Annotated in this window: 15 protein-coding genes; 2 read left to right on the top strand and 13 right to left on the bottom strand. The window is 48.1% G+C overall.

Annotation, left to right across the window (positions count from 1 at the left end; translation table 11 throughout):
* Positions 1-110: 110 nt before the first annotated feature.
* The 10 genes from fis to INR79_RS16855 all read right to left on the bottom strand — a co-directional run bounded on the left by fis (position 111) and on the right by INR79_RS16855 (position 11,143).
* Positions 111-407: a DNA-binding transcriptional regulator Fis gene (gene fis, locus INR79_RS16900; RefSeq protein WP_002542007.1), complete on the bottom strand. Its 297-nt coding sequence runs from the start codon at positions 405-407 to the stop codon at positions 111-113.
* A 24-nt stretch (positions 408-431) separates the two neighbouring features.
* A complete protein-coding gene (dusB, locus tag INR79_RS16895; RefSeq protein ID WP_200766516.1) occupies positions 432-1,400 on the bottom strand; it encodes a tRNA dihydrouridine synthase DusB in 969 nt (322 codons plus the stop codon).
* 150 nt (positions 1,401-1,550) lie between these two features.
* On the bottom strand, positions 1,551-2,438 hold the full coding sequence (gene prmA, locus INR79_RS16890) for a 50S ribosomal protein L11 methyltransferase (protein WP_223095225.1): 888 nt from the start codon (positions 2,436-2,438) through the stop codon (positions 1,551-1,553).
* A gap of 124 nt (positions 2,439-2,562) precedes the next feature.
* Positions 2,563-3,906 carry an acetyl-CoA carboxylase biotin carboxylase subunit gene (gene accC / locus INR79_RS16885; RefSeq protein WP_004402024.1) on the bottom strand — a complete coding sequence of 448 codons (1,344 nt, stop codon included), beginning with the start codon at positions 3,904-3,906 and terminating at the stop codon, positions 2,563-2,565.
* A 14-nt stretch (positions 3,907-3,920) separates the two neighbouring features.
* Positions 3,921-4,388: an acetyl-CoA carboxylase biotin carboxyl carrier protein gene (gene accB, locus INR79_RS16880; RefSeq protein ID WP_223095223.1), complete on the bottom strand. Its 468-nt coding sequence runs from the start codon at positions 4,386-4,388 to the stop codon at positions 3,921-3,923.
* Positions 4,389-4,701: 313 nt separating this feature from the next.
* Complete coding sequence (gene aroQ / locus INR79_RS16875) at positions 4,702-5,163, bottom strand: type II 3-dehydroquinate dehydratase (protein ID WP_022608005.1); 462 nt, start codon at positions 5,161-5,163, stop codon at positions 4,702-4,704.
* A 255-nt stretch (positions 5,164-5,418) separates the two neighbouring features.
* Positions 5,419-6,324, bottom strand: coding sequence for a DMT family transporter (locus INR79_RS16870; protein WP_223095221.1), 906 nt, complete (start codon positions 6,322-6,324; stop codon positions 5,419-5,421).
* 208 nt (positions 6,325-6,532) lie between these two features.
* Positions 6,533-8,482, bottom strand: coding sequence for an acetate--CoA ligase (gene acs / locus INR79_RS16865; RefSeq protein ID WP_223095219.1), 1,950 nt, complete (start codon positions 8,480-8,482; stop codon positions 6,533-6,535).
* A gap of 191 nt (positions 8,483-8,673) precedes the next feature.
* Positions 8,674-9,309 (bottom strand): 3'-5' exonuclease, encoded by a 636-nt coding sequence (locus tag INR79_RS16860; RefSeq protein WP_200766520.1) that lies wholly within the window; start codon positions 9,307-9,309, stop codon positions 8,674-8,676.
* A gap of 7 nt (positions 9,310-9,316) precedes the next feature.
* On the bottom strand, positions 9,317-11,143 hold the full coding sequence (locus INR79_RS16855; RefSeq protein ID WP_223095217.1) for a DUF294 nucleotidyltransferase-like domain-containing protein: 1,827 nt from the start codon (positions 11,141-11,143) through the stop codon (positions 9,317-9,319).
* Between the two features lie 256 nt (positions 11,144-11,399).
* On the opposite strand from INR79_RS16855, the gene INR79_RS16850 reads away from it, so the two are divergent.
* Together INR79_RS16850 and INR79_RS16845 are read left to right on the top strand one after the other, a co-directional pair.
* Entirely contained in the window at positions 11,400-12,566 is a 1,167-nt protein-coding gene (locus tag INR79_RS16850; RefSeq protein ID WP_223095215.1) for a 3-phenylpropionate MFS transporter, read from the top strand.
* An 82-nt stretch (positions 12,567-12,648) separates the two neighbouring features.
* Entirely contained in the window at positions 12,649-16,080 is a 3,432-nt protein-coding gene (locus INR79_RS16845) for a PAS domain-containing hybrid sensor histidine kinase/response regulator (protein ID WP_022613903.1), read from the top strand.
* Positions 16,081-16,112: 32 nt separating this feature from the next.
* Here the strand turns inward: INR79_RS16845 and INR79_RS16840 are convergent, their stop codons facing one another.
* The 3 genes from INR79_RS16840 to INR79_RS16830 all read right to left on the bottom strand — a co-directional run bounded on the left by INR79_RS16840 (position 16,113) and on the right by INR79_RS16830 (position 19,351).
* Positions 16,113-16,706 (bottom strand): outer membrane beta-barrel protein, encoded by a 594-nt coding sequence (locus INR79_RS16840; RefSeq protein ID WP_223095213.1) that lies wholly within the window; start codon positions 16,704-16,706, stop codon positions 16,113-16,115.
* Between the two features lie 339 nt (positions 16,707-17,045).
* Positions 17,046-17,531, bottom strand: coding sequence for a hypothetical protein (locus INR79_RS16835; RefSeq protein ID WP_004402004.1), 486 nt, complete (start codon positions 17,529-17,531; stop codon positions 17,046-17,048).
* A gap of 92 nt (positions 17,532-17,623) precedes the next feature.
* On the bottom strand, positions 17,624-19,351 hold the full coding sequence (locus INR79_RS16830) for a sodium:solute symporter family protein (protein WP_004402002.1): 1,728 nt from the start codon (positions 19,349-19,351) through the stop codon (positions 17,624-17,626).
* Positions 19,352-19,356 lie beyond the last annotated feature (5 nt).

Below are 19,356 nucleotides of genomic sequence, written 5' to 3'. Positions count from 1 at the left end.
TGAGCTAATTGGGAATGTTTTTGTGCAAGTTCAGAGGATTCAAAAAGAAATAAAAAAGCCCTGACCAGAAGGTTAGGGCTTTAAAAATTCGATTTAAACCAATCGGTTGATTAGTTCATGCCGTATTTTTTCAGTTTCTTACGAAGCGTACCGCGGTTGATACCCATCATGGTTGCTGCGCGAGTTTGGTTACCGCGAGTGTACTGCATGATAGTGTCTAGTAGTGGCTGTTCAACTTCTGCCAATACTAATTCGTACAGGTCATTGACTTCCTGGCCATTAAGTTGAGCAAGGTAGTTTTTAAGAGACGCTTTTACAGAGTCACGTAATGGCTTTTGAGTGATCTGGTCTTGAGAGGTCACTGTAGTTACTGTCAATGCTTCGGAAGTCAGATTTTGTTCGAACATATTCGGTCTAGCTCTTTTCTGTAATTATGATGCAACGTTATCAAAATAACCTTCTAGCGCTTCAAGTTGCAGCTCGGCTACTTCTATCGCGTTGAAGGTACGGCGAAACTCACTCGCCTGCTCATGTTCTTTCAGATACCAGCCTACGTGTTTACGCGCAATGCGGGGACCCAAAAACTCGCCATAAAATTCATGAAGAGCGTTCACATGACCAAGCATGATGTCTTTCACTTCCTCGGTTGGAAGCGAAGGCATAGTGCTGCCGTTTTCCAAATAGTGGTGGATTTCCTGAAAAATCCACGGACGTCCCTGGGCAGGGCGTCCAATCATCAAAGCGTCTGCACCGGTGTACTCCAGTACGTATTTGGCTTTTTCTGGGCTATCGATATCACCGTTAGCGATAACCGGTATTGAAACAGCCGCCTTAGCCGCTTTGATGCTGTCGTATTCTGCCTCGCCTTTGTACATACAAGCTCGTGTACGCCCATGTAGGGCTAGTGCCTGAATGCCGCAGTCTTCGGCCATTTTAGCGATTTGGACACAGTTTTTATTGTCTGTGTTCCAGCCTGTACGGGTTTTTAGTGTCACAGGGACATCTACAGCGTTCACTACAGCGGTCAGAATCTTTTCGATTATGTCCGGGTGTTGCAGCAACGCCGATCCGGCAAGCTTCTTATTCACTTTCTTAGCAGGGCAGCCCATATTGATGTCGATGATCTGTGCACCGTTCTCGACATTATATTGTGCGGCTTCTGCCATCTGCTGGGGATCTGCCCCGGCAATCTGTACAGAGCGAATGCCCGATTCGCCCTCATGTACCATGCGCTGTTGGGATTTCGCTGTTTTCCAGACCTTTGGATTAGACGACATCATTTCACTGACGGCTAATCCAGCTCCGTATCGAAGACACAACTCTCTGAATGGTCTATCGGTAACACCTGCCATAGGCGCGACGATCAGATTGTTCTCAAGTTGATAGTTTCCGATTTTCAAAACAACGACACAGTTCTATACCAGCAAGGGCGCGCATTTTACGCATTTTTTCGCAAAGAGAAAAGCTTAATTTTTGAGCATTTACAATTTGTTTTTGAAAATGCCCAAATTTCAGTCAATTAGCGTTGAAGCGCTTACTTTCACTTGCTTTTATGCTTTTTTCTTACCCGAGATTCGGCACCATTCTGATTGTTCTACAATCGGATCGATGTTCAGTTCATCACGGTAATAGTTTGCGACGTCTTCTGCCTGTGTATCTAACACACCAGACATGGCGAGCATGCCTTCAGGTTTGATCAGTCCTTTAATGACACCCGAGAGCTCACGAAGTGGACCTGCGAGAATATTGGCGACGACAACATCGGCGACAAGGTTATCTGGCTGGTCTTGTGGCAGGAACAATTCTAGTTGTTCAGCAACGCCATTTCGTTCAGCGTTTGCTCTGGATGCCTGAATGGCTTGTGGATCGATGTCAATACCGATGACCTTGCTTGCTCCCAGCTTTATCGCAGCGATCGCTAAGATGCCGGAACCGCAGCCAAAGTCGATGACGGTTTTGCCTTCAAGATCCAATCCATCCAGCCATTCTAGGCACAGTGAAGTGGTAGGGTGCGTTCCCGTACCAAATGCCAGACCTGGATCCAACATCACGTTGACCGCAGTCGGGTCAGGAATGTCGCGCCAGCTCGGGCAAATCCACAGGCGTTTGCCAAACTGCATTGGGTGGAAGTTTTCCATCCACTCGCGTTCCCAGTCTTTGTCTTCCAACTGTTCCACTTTGTGGGCGAAGCCTTCTTCCAGTAAGCCACTAGCACTGATTTGCGCCAGAACCTGCTTAGCGTCGATTTCCGCATCGTAAAGGGCAACGATGTCCGTTTCTCCCCAAAGGCGCGTCTCGCCCGGTAGAGGCTCAAATATCGGGGTATCTTTAGCATCCAAAAAGGTTACAGACAGTGCGCCTGTTTCTTCCATCAGCATGTCGCTGATCCGTTCGGCGTTCTTGTCACTCGCATTGAGCTTGATTTGAATCCAAGGCATTGGAATGCACCTTTTTCGTCGTATTGATTTTGGTGGGGGAGTCTAGCCGATTTGCACAAAAAAAACACTCCCCGCGCCGATTAAGCGCGGGGAGTGGTTCTTAAACAGTTCAGCGATTCAGGGTTTACTGAAGACCGAGTTTCTTCTCTAGGTAGTGGATGTTAGCTCCACCGTGCTGGAAGTTCTCGTCATTCATGATCATTTCTTGTAGCGGCACGTTAGTTTTGATGCCTTCTACGATCATTTCGCCCAATGCGTTCTTCATACGAGCAATCGCCACATCGCGGTTTTCACCGAAGGTGATCAGCTTACCAATCATTGAATCGTAATGAGGTGGTACTGAGTAACCGGTGTAGATGTGCGATTCCCAACGTACGCCCATGCCGCCAGGTGCGTGGAAACGCTCGATCTTACCTGGTGATGGTAGGAAGCGCTCTGGGTCTTCTGCGTTGATACGACACTCAACCGCGTGACCGCTGATCTTGATGTCATCCTGCGTGTAAGACAGAGGCTGACCCGCAGCAACACGAAGCTGCTCTTTGATGAGGTCAACGCCAGTAACCATTTCAGTTACCGGATGCTCTACCTGAATACGGGTGTTCATTTCAATGAAGTAGAACTCGCCGTTTTCGTACAGGAATTCGAATGTACCTGCACCGCGGTAGCCGATTTCCAGACATGCACGTGTACAACGCTCACCAATGTACTTACGCATTTCAGCAGTAATACCCGGTGCTGGCGCTTCTTCCACCACTTTCTGGTGACGACGCTGCATTGAACAGTCACGCTCACCCAGGTGGATTGCACCGCCTTGACCGTCAGCAATAACCTGAACTTCAACGTGACGTGGGTTTTCCAGGAATTTCTCCATGTAAACCATGTCGTTGTTGAATGCTGCTTTTGCTTCCGCACGGGTCATGGCAATCGCTTCAATAAGCTCGCCTTCGTTGCGAACCACGCGCATACCACGACCACCGCCGCCGCCAGACGCTTTGATGATTACTGGGTAACCAATGCGTTTTGCGTGTGCTTTGTTCTTAGACTCGTCGTCGTCCAGTGGACCGTCAGATCCCGGTACACAAGGTACGCCCGCTTTTTTCATCGCGGTGATAGCCGATACTTTGTCGCCCATCATGCGAATAGTGTCTGCTTTAGGACCAACAAAAATGAAACCGCTGCGTTCTACTTGTTCAGCAAAATCCGCGTTTTCAGACAGGAAACCGTAGCCAGGGTGAATGGCGATAGCCCCTGTTACTTCCGCCGCAGAAATGATGCGGGGAATGTTCAGGTAGCTGTCGATACCGCGAGCAGGACCGATACAGATGGATTCGTCGGCCAACAAGACGTGTTTTAAATCGCGGTCAGCTGTAGAGTGAACCGCAACCGTTTTAATACCTAGCTCTTTACATGCGCGAAGGATACGAAGTGCAATTTCACCTCGGTTCGCGATGACTAATTTATCTAGCATAAAGTCAGCCTCTGTTATTCGATAACAACTAGCGGTTGGTCAAATTCAACAGGTTGACCGTCTTCCACTAGGATTGCTGTAACTACGCCAGATTTATCTGCTTCGATTTGGTTCATCATTTTCATCGCTTCAACAATGCAAAGCGTGTCGCCAGCGTTTACGCTCTGACCGACTTCAACGAATGATTTAGCGTCTGGGCTTGGGGAACGGTAGAAAGTGCCTACCATTGGAGAAAGAACTTGGTGACCTGCTGGTACGCTGGCTTCTGGTGCTTCTGCCGCTGCTGCTGGAGCAGGCGCTGCTGCCGGAGCCGCCGTTGCAACTGGAGCTGGCGCCGCTGCGTATTGAACTGGAGCCGCAGCAACTGGTGCCGGACCTGAGCGACTGATGCGTACTGACTCTTCACCTTCAGAGATTTCAAGCTCTGCGATGCCAGATTCTTCCACTAACTCAATCAGCTTCTTAATTTTACGAATATCCATCTTATCTTCTCTTTCTCAAATTAGGTGACTCTCACTGGAGAGAGTTTTCTGTGTCATTAATATACCCAAGTAACCTCAAGATGCTCGGTTCAGCGAGATTTAATTGGCTTTTAGGCAAGACACCGATTTGAAGATCTAGTGGGTCTAAATCAAGAATCGGTAACGAAGCATAAAAGCCAATTAAACTCGCCCTTGGGAGCTCATATTCTGCTCCACTTCATCGTCAAAGAACTTGGAAATGACTTGTCATTCCGCTGCGTTCTTTTCCTTGAATTGAAACAGAATATGTTGCTCTGAATCCTGCCTCTTGGGGTTACTTGGGTATAGCGCTTGACTGCAGATGATTCACCGCAGCAGCCAATGCGAATTGGTAACCCTGAGCGCCCAGTCCACAAATCACCCCTACTGCTTTGTCGGCAAGATAAGAATGATGACGGAAAGGTTCACGAGCGTGAACGTTGGACAGGTGCACTTCAATGAATGGAATGTCGACTCCCAGTAATGCGTCGCGCAATGCCACACTGGTGTGGGTAAAGGCGGCTGGATTGATCACGATAAAATCCACATTTCCCATGGCTGCGTGGATGGCTTCAATCAGTTCGTATTCACGATTGGATTGCAGGTGAGTTAGCTCGACATCGAGTGACTTCGCCTGAGATTCAAGATCCTGAATGATCTGCGCCAGAGTTTTGGAGCCATAATGTGCCGGTTCACGTAGACCTAACAAATTAATATTAGGACCGTTCAGAACCAGAATGCGTGATTTTGTTGCCATCGTGAGGTTATCTTCCTTTAACTGGGGCTTAAAATTCGCCATTCCAAATTTTGTGAGCCAGTGATGAAATTTAGAGGCTAAATTTGTCACCTTGCTCAAATTAACTGTCGATTATAGACAATTCAGCGCAATTCGCAGCAAAATACTGGTCAAACCTCGCCAAATTTGTGCCAAGGATAAGAAAATTTGTGAGGAAGATAAAGAAACCGGGCTCGTCTAGAGAGGAGACAATTTGAATGACCAGCCCGGGAAAGGTTATTTGCTGGTACGAGACATAAGCCATTCAGGAAGTTGCGGCATTTTTGCGATCACAATTCCAACTAAAAGTGGCAACAGAAGTTGCTGAGAAAGTTCAGACAGATGGTTATCGTTTACCCACGCATCCAGCAAAAGCGCAACAACGGGAAATATCAGGAAACAAAGAGAAGCCGTAAATGGCGAGGTCATCTGGTTCAGTGAAAAGTAGGCAACAATGCCAATCACGCTTGCCACCAGCCCAAGATATACAACGGCGTAAACCGATTCATCCGAGATGTGGTGCAAGTCAGGCTGTTCCAGAAATGAACCTGTCACCAGCAGCAGAACCGAAGCTATGCCGGAAGGCAACGCATTGTAGGTCAGTACATGGATACCCTGTGCGTGTTTTTGAGTTAATACGTAAATTACGGCATGAATCAAAACCGCGACGATCAAAGCGACAATACCAGCATTGTCATTACCCGTCCCCATATCCAGTTCACCCGACAGAATCAGGCATAACGCAATTACCGCCATTCCCAGCCCAAATAGCTGGTGTGCCGCCAGCCGAAGCGACAAACTGATCATAGAAACAACCAGAACGGCAATGGGCATATTGGCGAAAATAATCGAAGCAAGCCCGGATGAGATGTATTGCTCACCCACAATCATCAGGGTGAACGGAATAGCAAAGTAGAATACCGCGACCGCCAGCATAAACTTACGTTTCCCTTTTGGGAAAAGCAGAGGTTGCTTCATCATGCACGTGATGACCATCAGTAATGGTGCCGAAATGAGAAAACGGATTCCCGTAGCGGTAATGGGCGGAATGGATTCTACGGCAACTTCCATTGCCATCCATGTGGTTCCCCAGATCAAACATACGGTTGCAAAAGTAATAGAGCTCAATAACTGCTTAGACATGATTTCTGATGACTGCGAAAAATTGAAGGCTATTTTATGCAAGCAGTTGGAGTGAAGGTTTCTCTATGTAGCACGAATTGTTTGCGTGAGTGGCAAATAATTTTCTAATCTAATTCTTTGATGGAAAATCTTTTTCTTGCGTGTGGAAAATAAAAAAAGCCAGACCGGAAACCGGTCTGGCAAGTGATAAAGAGATGGAATTAAATTATTAAGATAGGTTTTGGTTTTCTTCTATCAGTTTGTTCACCACACTTGGGTCTGCCAGCGTAGAGGTATCACCCAGATTGCCTGTGTCACCTGTGGCAATTTTACGAAGAATACGACGCATAATCTTACCAGAGCGCGTTTTAGGCAGAGAGTCCGTCCAGTGCAATACGTCTGGCGTGGCAATTGGACCAATTTCTTTACGTACCCAGTTCTTCACTTCTTTATGAAGTTCAGCACTTGGAATTTCACCGTCGTTCAGAGTGATGTAGGCGTATATCGCCTGACCTTTGATGTCATGCGGAACACCGACAATCGCCGCTTCTGCAATCTTGTCGAAGGCAACCAGCGCAGATTCAATCTCTGCCGTACCCATACGGTGACCAGATACGTTCAGTACGTCATCCACACGACCTGTGATCCAGTAGTAGCCGTCTTCGTCGCGACGTGCGCCGTCACCAGTGAAGTACATGCCTTTAAAGGTTGAGAAGTAAGTCTGCTCAAAGCGCTCATGATCGCCATAGACCGTACGCATCTGACCTGGCCAGGAATCCAGAATAACCAGGTTACCTTCGGTAGCGCCGTCCACAATCTCGCCCATGTTGTCTACAAGAGCTGGCTGAACGCCGAAGAATGGACGCGTTGCCGAGCCTGGTTTCAGTTCCGTTGCGCCTGGCAGAGGCGTGATTAAGATGCCGCCTGTCTCCGTTTGCCACCAAGTATCGACAATTGGAGATTTCTCGTCGCCGATCGTCTTGTAGTACCACTCCCATGCTTCTGGGTTAATGGGTTCACCCACAGATCCCATAATGCGAAGGCTGTTTCGGTGAGTGCCTGCAACTGCTTCATTGCCTTTTGCCATCAATGCGCGAATGGCAGTTGGTGCGGTGTAAAGAATGTTAACGTTGTGCTTGTCGACTACTTCACTCATGCGAGCCGTACTTGGGTAGTTAGGTACACCTTCAAACAGAATGGTTTTGGCACCGTTGGAAAGCGGTCCGTAAATCAGGTAAGTGTGACCAGTAATCCAGCCCACATCAGCGGTACACCAGAATGTTTCGCCTTGCTGGTAATCGAATACGTACTTAAATGTCATTGTCGCGTAAACCAAGTAGCCACCTGTGGTGTGCAATACGCCTTTTGGTTTACCTGTTGAACCGGAAGTGTACAGGATGAACAGCGGGTCTTCGGCGCTCATCTCTTCTGGTGGGCAGTCGTCAGATACTGAAGCAGTTGCTTCGTGCCACCAGACATCGCGTTTCTCATGCCATTCAACATCGCCACCCGTACGTTTCAGTACCAGAACTTTGGAGATGGTTTTCACATCAGGGTTAGTCAGTGCTTCATCAACATTTTTCTTCAGAGGTACGGCGCGACCACCACGAACACCTTCGTCTGCGGTTACCACCACTTTTGCGTCGGAGTCGATAATACGTCCGGCTAGTGCTTCTGGAGAGAAGCCGCCAAATACCACAGTGTGAACGGCACCAATACGGGTACACGCCAACATAGCAACGGCTGCTTCAGGCACCATCGGCATATACAGGCAGACCACATCGCCCTTGCGTACGCCCTGTTCTTTCAGCGCGTTAGAGAAACGGCACACTTCTTTGTGCAGTTCATTGAAAGTGAGTGTCTTGTCGTCGGCTGGGTCGTCGCCTTCCCAGATAATGGCAACTTCGTCACCGCGATCAGCAAGGTGGCGGTCAATACAGTTGGCTGAAACGTTGAGAGTCCCGTCTTCGAACCAGCGGATATCGACATGACCTGTATCGAAAGAGGTTTGTTTTACTTTGGTGAATGGTTTGATCCAATCTACGATTTTTCCATGCTCGCCCCAAAAGCCCTCTGGGTCGGTCACAGACTGTTGGTACATTGCCAGATAAGTGTCGTTATCGGCATGGGTCTTAGCTTTAATATTTTCTTTGACCGGATAAACGTGGGCTTCACTCATTGCTCTCTCCTTGTGAATTCAGCAAGTTCCATTATTTCCGAAATGATATGGAAATCGGTTGGTATTAACTCTCAGCTACCCCCAGTTTTTCTACAATTAGACTTTAGGATGAGAAATGTGGTTTTGCCTTTATAAGCAGCCGGTTACTTAGAGAACTGAGAGGTGGATCTAGGCTTTAATTGCAGAGCAAATTAACGCACATAAGCAGAGGTAAGGGCGGGTAAATCGCCGTACCTGAGCCGTACATAAACTAATGCAGCGGAAATGGCATCTTGCAGGGCGTCGTGCTTATTGTCCTGTAATGGCAAGCCTAAGTGCTTACAAATGGCATCCAGACTTAAGTCGAAGTAGGCGTTTGGAAGATGTCTCTCAAGCTTTTCATGATAGATCTGGCTCACTTCAATAAGCGGGTTGGGTAAAGGGAACCCCAAATGCTTTCGACACGCGAGATCGAGAATCGTCTTGTCGTATCGAATGTGATACCCCACAACCGGGCGATTGCCGATGAACTCAATAAGTGCCTCTATTGCCTGTTTTTCGCTTATGCCACCTTCCAGATCAGAATGGCGAATCTTGTGCACACACACGGAATTGGCGTCTAACGATTGGGGGGCTCTTAATCGAACGTAAAACGGCTGGCTGGTGATAATCCGGTTTTCGATGATTTTGGTCGCCGCAATGGTCACCAGTTCGGCGCGGTTGGGATCCAGGCTGGTGGTCTCGCAATCCAGCGACACGTATTCAGTTTTGTTAGGCGCTTCGAAGAGTTGTTGATATGGGTTTCCCTTCAGTTTTCGATGCCACCACCAGCGTATTAGTCTGTTCATTAAGCTCCTAATCTCTGATTTGGTAGTGGTAGCCTAACCACTGTTTAAACTTCTTCACCACGTGCAGGCTGTGCCGTAGCAAATCCCGCTCTGAGCGGTCTAACAATTGTAGTTCTATATTGTTGCCACTGTGATGCTCCGACAACTGCTGGCTCAGGCGTAATTTGAAAAAGAGCTTGAGAGCTTCACTTAGGTTGTCTGCAGTATCCGGTTCCAGAATCTTTTTATGCTGCAGCGCTTCAATTCGGTCAAAGGTGTTTTTCTCTTCCAGTGCGTATTCCAGCGTCAAAGCTCGTATCCCATGCACTATGGGGAAAATACCGCCCCGTTTTATATCCAGACCGTCTTTGCTCTTCTTCACGTTGCCAAACAAAGTCAAAGGTAGGGAAAACTGCAAAGCAGGTCTCGTAAAGTCGAGCAGAACCAGCATGTTGTTTTTCATGGTTTGAGAAATGTGCGTAGCAATGGGGGTAAGCAGATCCCGGTTACCGGCAACGGCATGGGCATCTGCCATGATCGCCAGTTTCATCACATGCTCTGCAGTGCCTTTTTTAATCCACTGAGAAATCACCTGTTGCCACCCGCTTTGGCTGTTCACCCATTCTGGGTTGTTGACCATCACGTTCCCCGGACAGAGCGGGTAACCAAGCTGCTGTAAGGTGTGAGTGAGCTTATCCATGGTGCGCTGACTGTCTGACCATTCGACATCATCTTTGATGATCAGCGCGTTATCCTGATCGGTTTTCAGAACCTGTTCTCCTCGTCCTTCGGAGCCGAGAACAATCAGGCAGCACTGCTCGTGTCTTTCTTCCGGTACCACGAGGTGAAACGCTTTTTCGATGATCTGTTCATTGACGGCTGAGATTAGCTCCATAACGAACCTCGTGCGTATGCCGTTACTGATCAAGCTTTCCACCAGATTTCGCTGGCGGTTTGCGGCTATGGCCAGTTCATCAATACTCTGAGCCCGTGCGATGCTGAGGGACAACACATGAGAGTGAGTAGAAAAACTCGACAGAATCTGAGTCATGTCCAGCATGCCGACGGGCTGTTCGCCGTTACATACCATCACGCGTTTCATACGGTTACGCGTCATAGTGATCATGGCATTGAACAGGAAGTCATCTTCTTCAACGTAAAAAACCGGATAGGTAGCAATGTCGCCAACGGGGGTATCCAGAGCGCAGTCATCAAGCATGACAGCATGCAGCATATTGGTTCGTGTGATAATGCCGTAGGGGTAAGGCGAAGGGGGGGCATCAAGCCTAGGGTCTTCTTGGTTAAGCTGAACGAGCGCACTATCAATGGACTGCTCTTTCATCAGGCGCGTCACCGCATTAAGAGGTTCGTCTGGTGAAAGCACAAGCACCGGATGATAAATGCTGTCATCGACTTTGGTCAGAATGAATTCACCCAGATTTTGCTGCTTTTGTGCCGCTTCCAGCAGGGCTTGTCTTTTGGATAGATTGGAGTCGAAATACGCGGCAAACTGGTCGTTACTTTGATAAAGCTGGGTGAATACAGACTTGGGCAGCAAATAACTTAAGGTGTCTTCCAGCGCGACGTATTTGTGTTTGACGTTTCCTTCTAGCTGGGAGCGAACGTCGAACAAATCGTCATTCGCATAGTGAGCGAAAATCTCTTCATCGTCGCCCGAACGTTCTTCCACCGCGCCTTTGATCAAAATATGCAAAGACGTGTTCTGCTGACCGGGTTTGAGGATCACCTCATTCTTCCGGTAGTAAGCAACATCCAGTGATGATCTCAGGGACTCTTGTTCCTGTGAAGACAGCCGATCAAAAGGGGCTGCGTGCATATTGAATTTATCGGGCATGGCGGGCAGCTCTAACACAATGACGTACACTTAGTGTTGGTAAAAAGCGTGCTTAGCTCCAGACGACTTTGGTCTAATGAGTGTTCGGAAATTGGGTTTGGTTCCAATTTTATTCCGGTAAGTGATTGATTCTGTGACGCTCAAAATTGAGGAAACGAACGTTAAACAGGGAAGAAAAATCTCCTAAACTTTTCTCTTTTAGTTTGAGGTGAAACTGCGATAATAGCCCGCCTTTTCCGACTCTTTTAGGTTTTTCATGCTCCACAGTTCCCCTTATGGCTGGATCTCTCAGTATTTTGTTGGCTTTTTCTTTTCCTATGGTGTGCATTTGCCTTTCTGGGCAATCTGGTTTGCATCGCAGGATATTTCAGCCTCGGACATTGGAGTATTGATAGGTCTGGGCTTGGCTAGCCGTTGTTTTTCAAACCTTGTGGTGACGCCTCGCATACACAAAGTGGAATATCTGATTCCGGCATTGCGCTGGCTCACTTTCGCTTCCATGCTAGCCATTATTGCTCACCTGTTTGTCGGCGGTAATTTCTGGCTTCTTGCTGGCGCGACCGTGCTTTTTAATGTGTGTTGTGGTCCTGTCATTCCGCTTACTGATGCGATGGCAAACTATTATTCAAGATTAAATCTTTTAGATTACGGAAGAACCCGTCTGTGGGGGTCGATTGCCTTTGTTGCCGGTTCCACCGTTGTAGGGTATCTGGTGGCAATTTATGGTCCAAGCGCCATTCTTTATACCGCATTAGCGGGGATTGCGGTTTCTATGTTGCTCGTCATGAGAAACCCAAACGTACTGCCTGTTTCGGATACCGAAGAGAGCAAAGTTCGCCCTAAGTTAACGTTATTGCTTAAAGATGCCACTGTTGTTCGTTTCCTGATTCTGGCTTCACTGATTCAGGGCAGCCATGCCGCGTATTACGCGTTTAGCTCGCTGCATTGGAAATCTTCCGGCATTTCGGCTGACATCATCGGCTACCTCTGGAGTTTGGGTGTTATCGCTGAAATTACCGTGTTTGCATTCAGTAAACGCATGTTCATTGGCTGGACACTGAGAATGCTGTTTGTCGCAGCGTCGATAGGGGTCTTTGCCCGCTGGGGTCTGACGGCTTCCACTACGGAAATCTGGGCACTGATCATGGTGCAGTTGCTGCACGGCGTGACATTTGCGATGGCGCATATCGCCGCCATCCAGTTTATTCAGAAGCAGGACCAAAACAAAATGGTGCCACTTCAGGCGCTTTATAACGCGATTCCTCTGGGGGCTTTCATTGCTTTAATGACCACATTCAGTGGTTGGGGATACGAGAATTGGGGAGCCAACGTATTCTGGGTTATGGCGTCGATGGGTGTGTTGGCGTTTTTCATTCGGGTGGATGCTAAGAAATCGGTGCCTGTAGCACAAATTCAAAGCTAACCGTTTGAGATTAAAAATGAGACAACGTTAAATGAAAACCAGAGCATAGCTCTGGTTTTTTGCGTTACAAGGAAAGTAATTGATGCAAGGCTGGATTGTCATCCCCGTTTCTCTGACCTACTTGGGTCTGTTGTTTTTTATCGCCTGGTATGGCGATCGCCGCTTGCAGTGGCTTTCTCGCTGGCGTCCATGGATCTATAGCCTGTCTATTGCCGTGTATTGTACGTCCTGGACGTTTTATGGAACGGTGGGTCAAGCCAGCAGCAACCCTTGGTCGTTTATCCCCATTTATGTCGCGCCCATACTGGTGTTTACGGTTGGCTGGCGCTTGCTGGCACGGCTGATTCTGATTGCCAAGCGTGAGCACATTACCTCTATCGCCGACTTTATTGCCGCGCGGTATGGAAAGTCTCAGGGGCTGGCTGTCACCATTACTATTATCGCGGTGATCGGGATTCTACCGTATATCGCGTTGCAGCTTCGTGGCATTACCATGGGGCTGGAACTGGTCGCCCCGAGTCTGACGGAAGATCTGGGCTATCAGGATGCCAACATATCCTGGTTTGTGGTACTGGCACTCGCCATGTTCACCATGCTATTCGGCACCCGACACATTGATAATACCGAGCATCACCGTGGCATGATGATGGCGGTGGCTTTCGAGTCCATTGTTAAGCTGGTGGCGTTTCTTACGGTTGGCTGCTTTATTGTGTATGTCGCCATGCACACACCTGACTTAGATTTAACGGCAATCGCCAGCGAAACTTACGAATCTCCTAACGTTCCGACGCTTATCATTCACACCATTTTGACTATGGCAGCGATCATCTGTCTGCCCCGTCAGTTTCATACCATGGTGGTCGAAAACGAAAAGCCGAAAGACTTGTACACCGCACGCTGGTTGTTCCCGTTATACCTGACTTTGATGGGGCTGTTTGTCTTGCCAATTGCGTGGGCAGGTCAGGGTTTACTGACAGGTGTTCCCGCTGATTCTTACGTGATCAGCCTGCCACTTTCTATGGGAGCGGAGAACATCGCTTTGTTAGCGTTCTTAGGTGGTACGTCAGCGGCATCGGGGATGGTGATTGTATCCACCATTGCGCTTGCCATTATGGTTTCTAACGACTTGGTTCTTCCGTTACTGCTTCGTCGTATGCGTCTGGCTGATCGCACCCATACCCATTTCTCAGGCATGCTTCTGAACATTCGTCGCGGGCTGATTTTACTGCTGCTTGCTGGCGCATGGGCGTTCTATCAGGTACTGGGCAGCATCAGTTCTCTCTCTGTTATAGGGCTGCTCTCTTTCGCGGCGATAGCGCAGTTTGCGCCTTCCTTGGTTGGTGGAATGTACTGGCGAGAAGGCAACCGAAAGGGTGTGTACGTTGGCCTGTTCGCTGGCTTTACCGTTTGGCTGATTACGCTAATGAGCCAGACCGATATGCTGGCTGGGTCGGCAGACAGCAACTTCCTACTATGGGTTGTGACGCCACCTGAACTGTTGTCAGACCTATCGCTGTCGATGTCTGACTGGGGAATGATTTTAAGCGTACTGCTCAACACCTTCTTCTATATCGCCGTCTCGCTAATTACCCGCTCTAGCTTAAGTGAACGCTTACAATCAGCGGCTTTTGTTGGTACGCCATTGCCAGAAAGTGAAAACGTCAGCTTGTATCAAAGCCGGGTAACGGTTTCTGAACTTGAAATGCTGGCATCCCGATTTGTGGGAAGAAGCCGAGCGAGGGCTGCGTTTCGAAACTTCTGGAACCAGCATGGCGGCGAACTGATGCCTAACCAGCAAGCCACATCCGCGCTGATTCGTCACACGGAAAGAGTTCTGGCAGGGGTGTTTGGAGCGTCTTCTGCCAAGTTAGTACTTACTTCTGCCTTGCAGGGCAGAAATATGCAGTTAGAAGAAGTAGCGACCATTGTTGATGAAGCCTCTGAACTGTATGACTTTAGCCGAGGGTTACTTCAGGGAGCGATTGAGCACATCAGTCAGGGCATCACGGTAGTCGATAAACAACTCAGGCTGGTGGCATGGAATCAGAGGTATCTGGAGCTGTTCGACTTTCCTCCGGGGCTGATACAGGTGGGCAGACCGATTGCGGATGTGATTCGCCACAATGCCCAGCAAGGGTTGTGTGGACCGGGTGACCCAGAAGATCATGTAAGAAGACGGGTAGAGCACTTAGAAAGAGGAACGCGCCACACCTCCTCGCGCATTCGCCCGGACGGTCGTTTTATTGAAGTGCAGGGTAACCCTATGCCCGGTGGCGGCTTTGTCATGAGTTTTACTGATATCACCGTATTCCATGAAGCCGAAAAAGCGCTAAAAGAAGCGAACGAAAATCTGGAGAGCCGGGTTCATGAGCGAACCAAAGAGCTGGAATTGCTAAACAAACGGCTGGTCGCAGCAACGCAAAGTGCAGAATCTGAATCGCACTCAAAAAGCCGTTTTCTGGCTGCGGTCAGCCATGATTTAATGCAGCCACTTAACGCGGCAAGGTTGTTTGCGTCATCACTTTCCGAAACCGCCAAAGACGGTGAGACTCGTAAGTTTTCTCATCATATAGAAAGTGCTTTGGGAGCGGCGGAAGAGCTTATCGGCGATCTTCTTGATATCTCGCGTCTGGAATCTGGCAAATTAGAAACCAATGTCCATGCGTTTTCGCTTAACGATGTACTCGACAACTTAAACGCCGAATTCAGCGCCCTTGCTAAGCAGCAAGGTATTGATTTCACCATGGTGCCTTCAAACCTGTTGGCGCAGTCTGACCCCAAATTGCTTCGCCGCGTTCTGCAAAACTTCCTGACCAATGCATTTCGCTACAACCCGAAAGGCAAAGTGCTTCTGGGGGCCAGACGTGTGGGGAATCAGGTACGCATCGAAGTTTGGGATAACGGAATCGGGATCCCAGAAGACAAACAGGCTGCCATTTTTGAAGAGTTCACGCGAGTCGAAGTGGGGCACAGTGATCAAGGATTAGGGCTAGGGCTGGCGATTGCTAAAGGTATTGCCCGTGTGCTCGGGCACGAAATTTCCCTTCGCTCATGGCCGGATAAAGGCACAGTGTTCTCCGTTGCCTTAGATCGCAGTGCAGCGATTCAACCACAAGCAGTAGCGCCTGCGCCGACCAATGGCAGTGACGTAGCAGGAATGAAAGTGCTGTGCGTGGATAACGAAGCCGATATTCTGGTTGGTATGCAAGGTTTACTGGAACGCTGGGGCTGTGAGGTCAAAGTGGCAGAAGACCTGGTACAAAGCCTAAAAGCGTTGGAAAACGACTGGGCACCGGAAGTGATTTTCTCCGACTACCGACTTAACCACGGTAGAACAGGGTTGGAAGTGCTTCAGCAGTGCCGACTCCGGTTAGGCGATAGCTTTGAAGGTGTGATCATCAGTGCGGACAGAACAGACGATATGCTCGAAGCAATACAGTCCAATGGGTTCAGCTTTATCGCGAAGCCAGTGAAGCCATTGAAGTTAAGGGCGGTTTTGAACAGAATCAGTTAAAAGAAAGAGCGCCATCTGGCGCTCTTTCGTTTTTAGAATTTGTAGCCGATACCAGCGTAAAAGGAGTTGAGATCAGCTGTATCTTTTTTATCAAAATCAACAGAGCTTGTTTTGTAGCCAGCACGCAGATTAAACCCATTTGAGTGCTGATACCCAGTTTCAACACCAAAAACCATACCTGAGCCGTTATCTAGCTCTAGTGACTCGTAACCAGTAGCTGTTGCATCAAAGCTGTAAGAACCGAACCCAACTACACCACCAACAAAAAAGCTGTCAGTAACATAGTATCTAGGCTTTGCAGAGATAGCGTAGCTGCTTAGCGAGGTATCAACATCAGTATAATTGCGTATGCTTAGAATTGCAGCTTCTACAGAGTCAAACTCTCCCCAGTTGTAATAGTCAACTTCAATTGCAGTTGTGATTTTATCAGCCAGCTTAAATTCATAACCTGCGAATAAGCCATATCCTGTAGTCAGAGCAATATCATTAACTTGGTTCGAAATACCTAAGTCCAAACCTGCGTAAAAGCCTTCAGTTTTTACTGACGTTGGCGCTTTTTCTTCGTGAGCTTGTGCTGGAAGAGCGATAGCCAGAGAAAGCGCGCTTAATAGAATTGTTTTTTTCACTTCATTTTTCCTGTAATCGGATACATCTAATAATTCCGCGGGCATTGATATGAAAAAATTATCCTTTTATCAATTTGTAAAATGTAATAAATGTTTTCGTTATTTAAGCACTGAGTTCTGTATATTTTGGGTGGGGTGTTCAATGAGAAAGTTTTGCTTGTTTAAATCGAATCTTCAGTAATAAAACCTCCGTTATTCAAATGAATAAAGGAGGTTTTATGGTGATTAGTTCGATATAAATAAATGTGAAGTTGATTTGAAAATTAGAATTTTTATTCTAAGTCATATGCACGGGCTAATATCGGGTATTTTGCCCCGTCACTTATAGTCTGCTGTACTTTAATTATCTTTATCAGTAAACAGTGTCTCGTAAACAACAAACTGTGTATTGGCTTCGCCGTAATACAGAGTGCTGTTTGCCTGAAAAACCATTAATAACTGGCTTTCATCATTTTGTGGGGCGTTCAGCGTTAAATGCCAGTTTTGTGTGTCCACTTGGCGCATCTGCTTGGGGGCCTTTTTCTCATCTGGACTGTCTATAATGGCTATCTTTGCGCCTTCCAAAGGAAGATCAGATTTGAGTGAAAGTGTTAGCTGCCCATCCTTTATCCCTTCAGAGCGAAACTGAACTTTAAAGTCACCGTTTTCCATGTTGCAAAGCCCGCTGGTGTAACGGCAATTCGATTTGCTGGCAAGCTTATAAGACTCCCCTTCTTTCGCCGCATGCGGCTTTTCACTAACCGCTGCATCTGTACCAAAGTAAGCAATGATAGCAAGTACTGGAGCAATCAATAGAGCGACAATAAAGTGTTTGTTTTTAAACATATTTGAGCATCTTCCTTGAACTTTCTCTTAAAATGCCTCAGGCAAGAGGATAAAAAAAGCCCCAAGCGGGGCTTTTGTGGCGTGTGTTTTAATTAGTGTGACTGTGCTTCGCCTGCACCTGCTGGTACACGTACGTGTTCGACCAGCTCTTTCACTTCTTCTGGTGTTTCGTCCGTCACTTTCGATACTAGGAAGGCAACGGCGAAGTTGAAGACTGCACCAATAGCACCAAAGGCGTTAGGCTCAATACCTAGGAACCAGTTGCTGCCCCAGCTTTCCAGGTATTTCCAGTCAGCAATGAACAGAATGCCCTTGTGCTGGAATACGTAGAATAGGGTAATACTGATACCTGCAATCATACCGGCGATTGCCCCTTCTTTATTGATGCCCTTGCTGAAGATACCCATCATCAGTGCCGGGAATATCGACGATGCGGCCAAGCCAAAGGCGAGCGCTACAGTACCGGCAGCAAATCCTGGTGGGTTGAGACCTAGATAGCCTGCCACCGCAATTGCCACCGCCATCGATATCCGACTGGCGAGCAGTTCCTTCTTCTCGGAAATATTTGGATTTATCACCCCTTTTATCAAGTCATGCGATATGGCGGAGGATATGGCCAATAGTAAGCCTGCTGCTGTCGACAGTGCCGCTGCCAAGCCACCTGCTGCAACCAGCGCGATTACCCAGTTAGGCAACTTCGCGATTTCAGGGTTAGCCAGTACCATGATGTCACGGTCTACTTTAAGCTCGTTAGTGGTTTTGTCAGACGTGTACTGAATTTTGCCGTCGCCATTCTTGTCATCAAACCCTAGCAAACCTGTAGTTTCCCAGTTCTTGAACCAAGCAGGGCGTTCGTCGTATTTCAGGTATTGACCCGGAGCAGGGTTAACCGTATCCATTAGGTTCAGACGAGCCATTGCTGCAACCGCTGGCGCTGTGGTGTACAGGATAGCGATGAACAGAAGTGCCCAACCTGCAGAAGTACGTGCATCACGCACTTTCGGCACGGTAAAGAATCGAATGATTACGTGAGGCAGACCCGCCGTACCAATCATCAGAGACATGGTGTACACAAACATATTCAGTGTATCGCCACGCACCGCAGTGGTGTATTCGGTGAACCCGAGTTCCGTTACGACCTGATCAAGCCGGTCGAGCAGATAGACATCGGTGCCAGCCATGGTCCCACCCAGACCAAGTTGAGGCAGAGGGTTACCTGTTAGCTGAAGTGAAATGAAGATTGCGGGAATAGTGTAAGCTAAAATGAGTACGCAATACTGAGCGATCTGTGTGTAGGTGATCCCTTTCATTCCGCCCATAACCGCGTAAATGAATACGATACACATACCAATCACTAGACCAGTTGAGTAATCCACTTCAAGGAAACGACCAAATGCAACGCCTACGCCTTTCATCTGACCGATAACGTAAGTTACGGATGCAATGATAAGACACACAACAGCAACAATACGTGCTGTGTTGGAGTAGAAGCGCTCACCAACGAACTCAGGCACTGTGAACTTACCGAACTTACGTAGGTAAGGAGCCAGTAGCAATGCAAGCAGTACGTAACCACCTGTCCAGCCCATCAGGAATACGGAACCGCCGTAACCCATGAAGGCAATAAGACCTGCCATAGAGATGAAAGACGCAGCGGACATCCAGTCAGCAGCGGTTGCCATACCATTCGCGATTGGGTTAACCCCTCCGCCAGCAACATAGAACTCTTTGGTAGACCCAGCGCGAGCCCAAATAGCGATACCGATATAAAGAATAAAGGTAGCGCCAACGACTAAATAAGTAATAGTTTTTAGATCCATCTTAC

It is taken from the genome of Vibrio sp. SCSIO 43132, assembly GCF_019904195.1.
GTDB lineage: Bacteria > Pseudomonadota > Gammaproteobacteria > Enterobacterales > Vibrionaceae > Vibrio > Vibrio nigripulchritudo.
Note: the sequence above shows the minus strand (reverse complement) of the source record. Positions and strands in the feature narration are given on the sequence as shown.

Excerpts from the sequence above, each read along its gene's own strand:
- fis (WP_002542007.1), bottom strand. The coding sequence starts at position 407 with ATGTTCGAACAAAATCTGACTTCCGAAGCATTGACAGTAACTACAGTG.
- prmA (WP_223095225.1), bottom strand. The coding sequence starts at position 2,438 with ATGCCTTGGATTCAAATCAAGCTCAATGCGAGTGACAAGAACGCCGAA.
- accC (WP_004402024.1), bottom strand. The coding sequence starts at position 3,906 with ATGCTAGATAAATTAGTCATCGCGAACCGAGGTGAAATTGCACTTCGT.
- accB (WP_223095223.1), bottom strand. The coding sequence starts at position 4,388 with ATGGATATTCGTAAAATTAAGAAGCTGATTGAGTTAGTGGAAGAATCT.
- aroQ (WP_022608005.1), bottom strand. The coding sequence starts at position 5,163 with ATGGCAACAAAATCACGCATTCTGGTTCTGAACGGTCCTAATATTAAT.
- INR79_RS16870 (WP_223095221.1), bottom strand. The coding sequence starts at position 6,324 with ATGTCTAAGCAGTTATTGAGCTCTATTACTTTTGCAACCGTATGTTTG.
- acs (WP_223095219.1), bottom strand. The coding sequence starts at position 8,482 with ATGAGTGAAGCCCACGTTTATCCGGTCAAAGAAAATATTAAAGCTAAG.
- INR79_RS16860 (WP_200766520.1), bottom strand. The coding sequence starts at position 9,309 with ATGAACAGACTAATACGCTGGTGGTGGCATCGAAAACTGAAGGGAAAC.
- INR79_RS16855 (WP_223095217.1), bottom strand. The coding sequence starts at position 11,143 with ATGCCCGATAAATTCAATATGCACGCAGCCCCTTTTGATCGGCTGTCT.
- INR79_RS16850 (WP_223095215.1), top strand. The coding sequence starts at position 11,400 with ATGCTCCACAGTTCCCCTTATGGCTGGATCTCTCAGTATTTTGTTGGC.
- INR79_RS16845 (WP_022613903.1), top strand. The coding sequence starts at position 12,649 with ATGCAAGGCTGGATTGTCATCCCCGTTTCTCTGACCTACTTGGGTCTG.
- INR79_RS16835 (WP_004402004.1), bottom strand. The coding sequence starts at position 17,531 with ATGTTTAAAAACAAACACTTTATTGTCGCTCTATTGATTGCTCCAGTA.
- INR79_RS16830 (WP_004402002.1), bottom strand. The coding sequence starts at position 19,351 with ATGGATCTAAAAACTATTACTTATTTAGTCGTTGGCGCTACCTTTATT.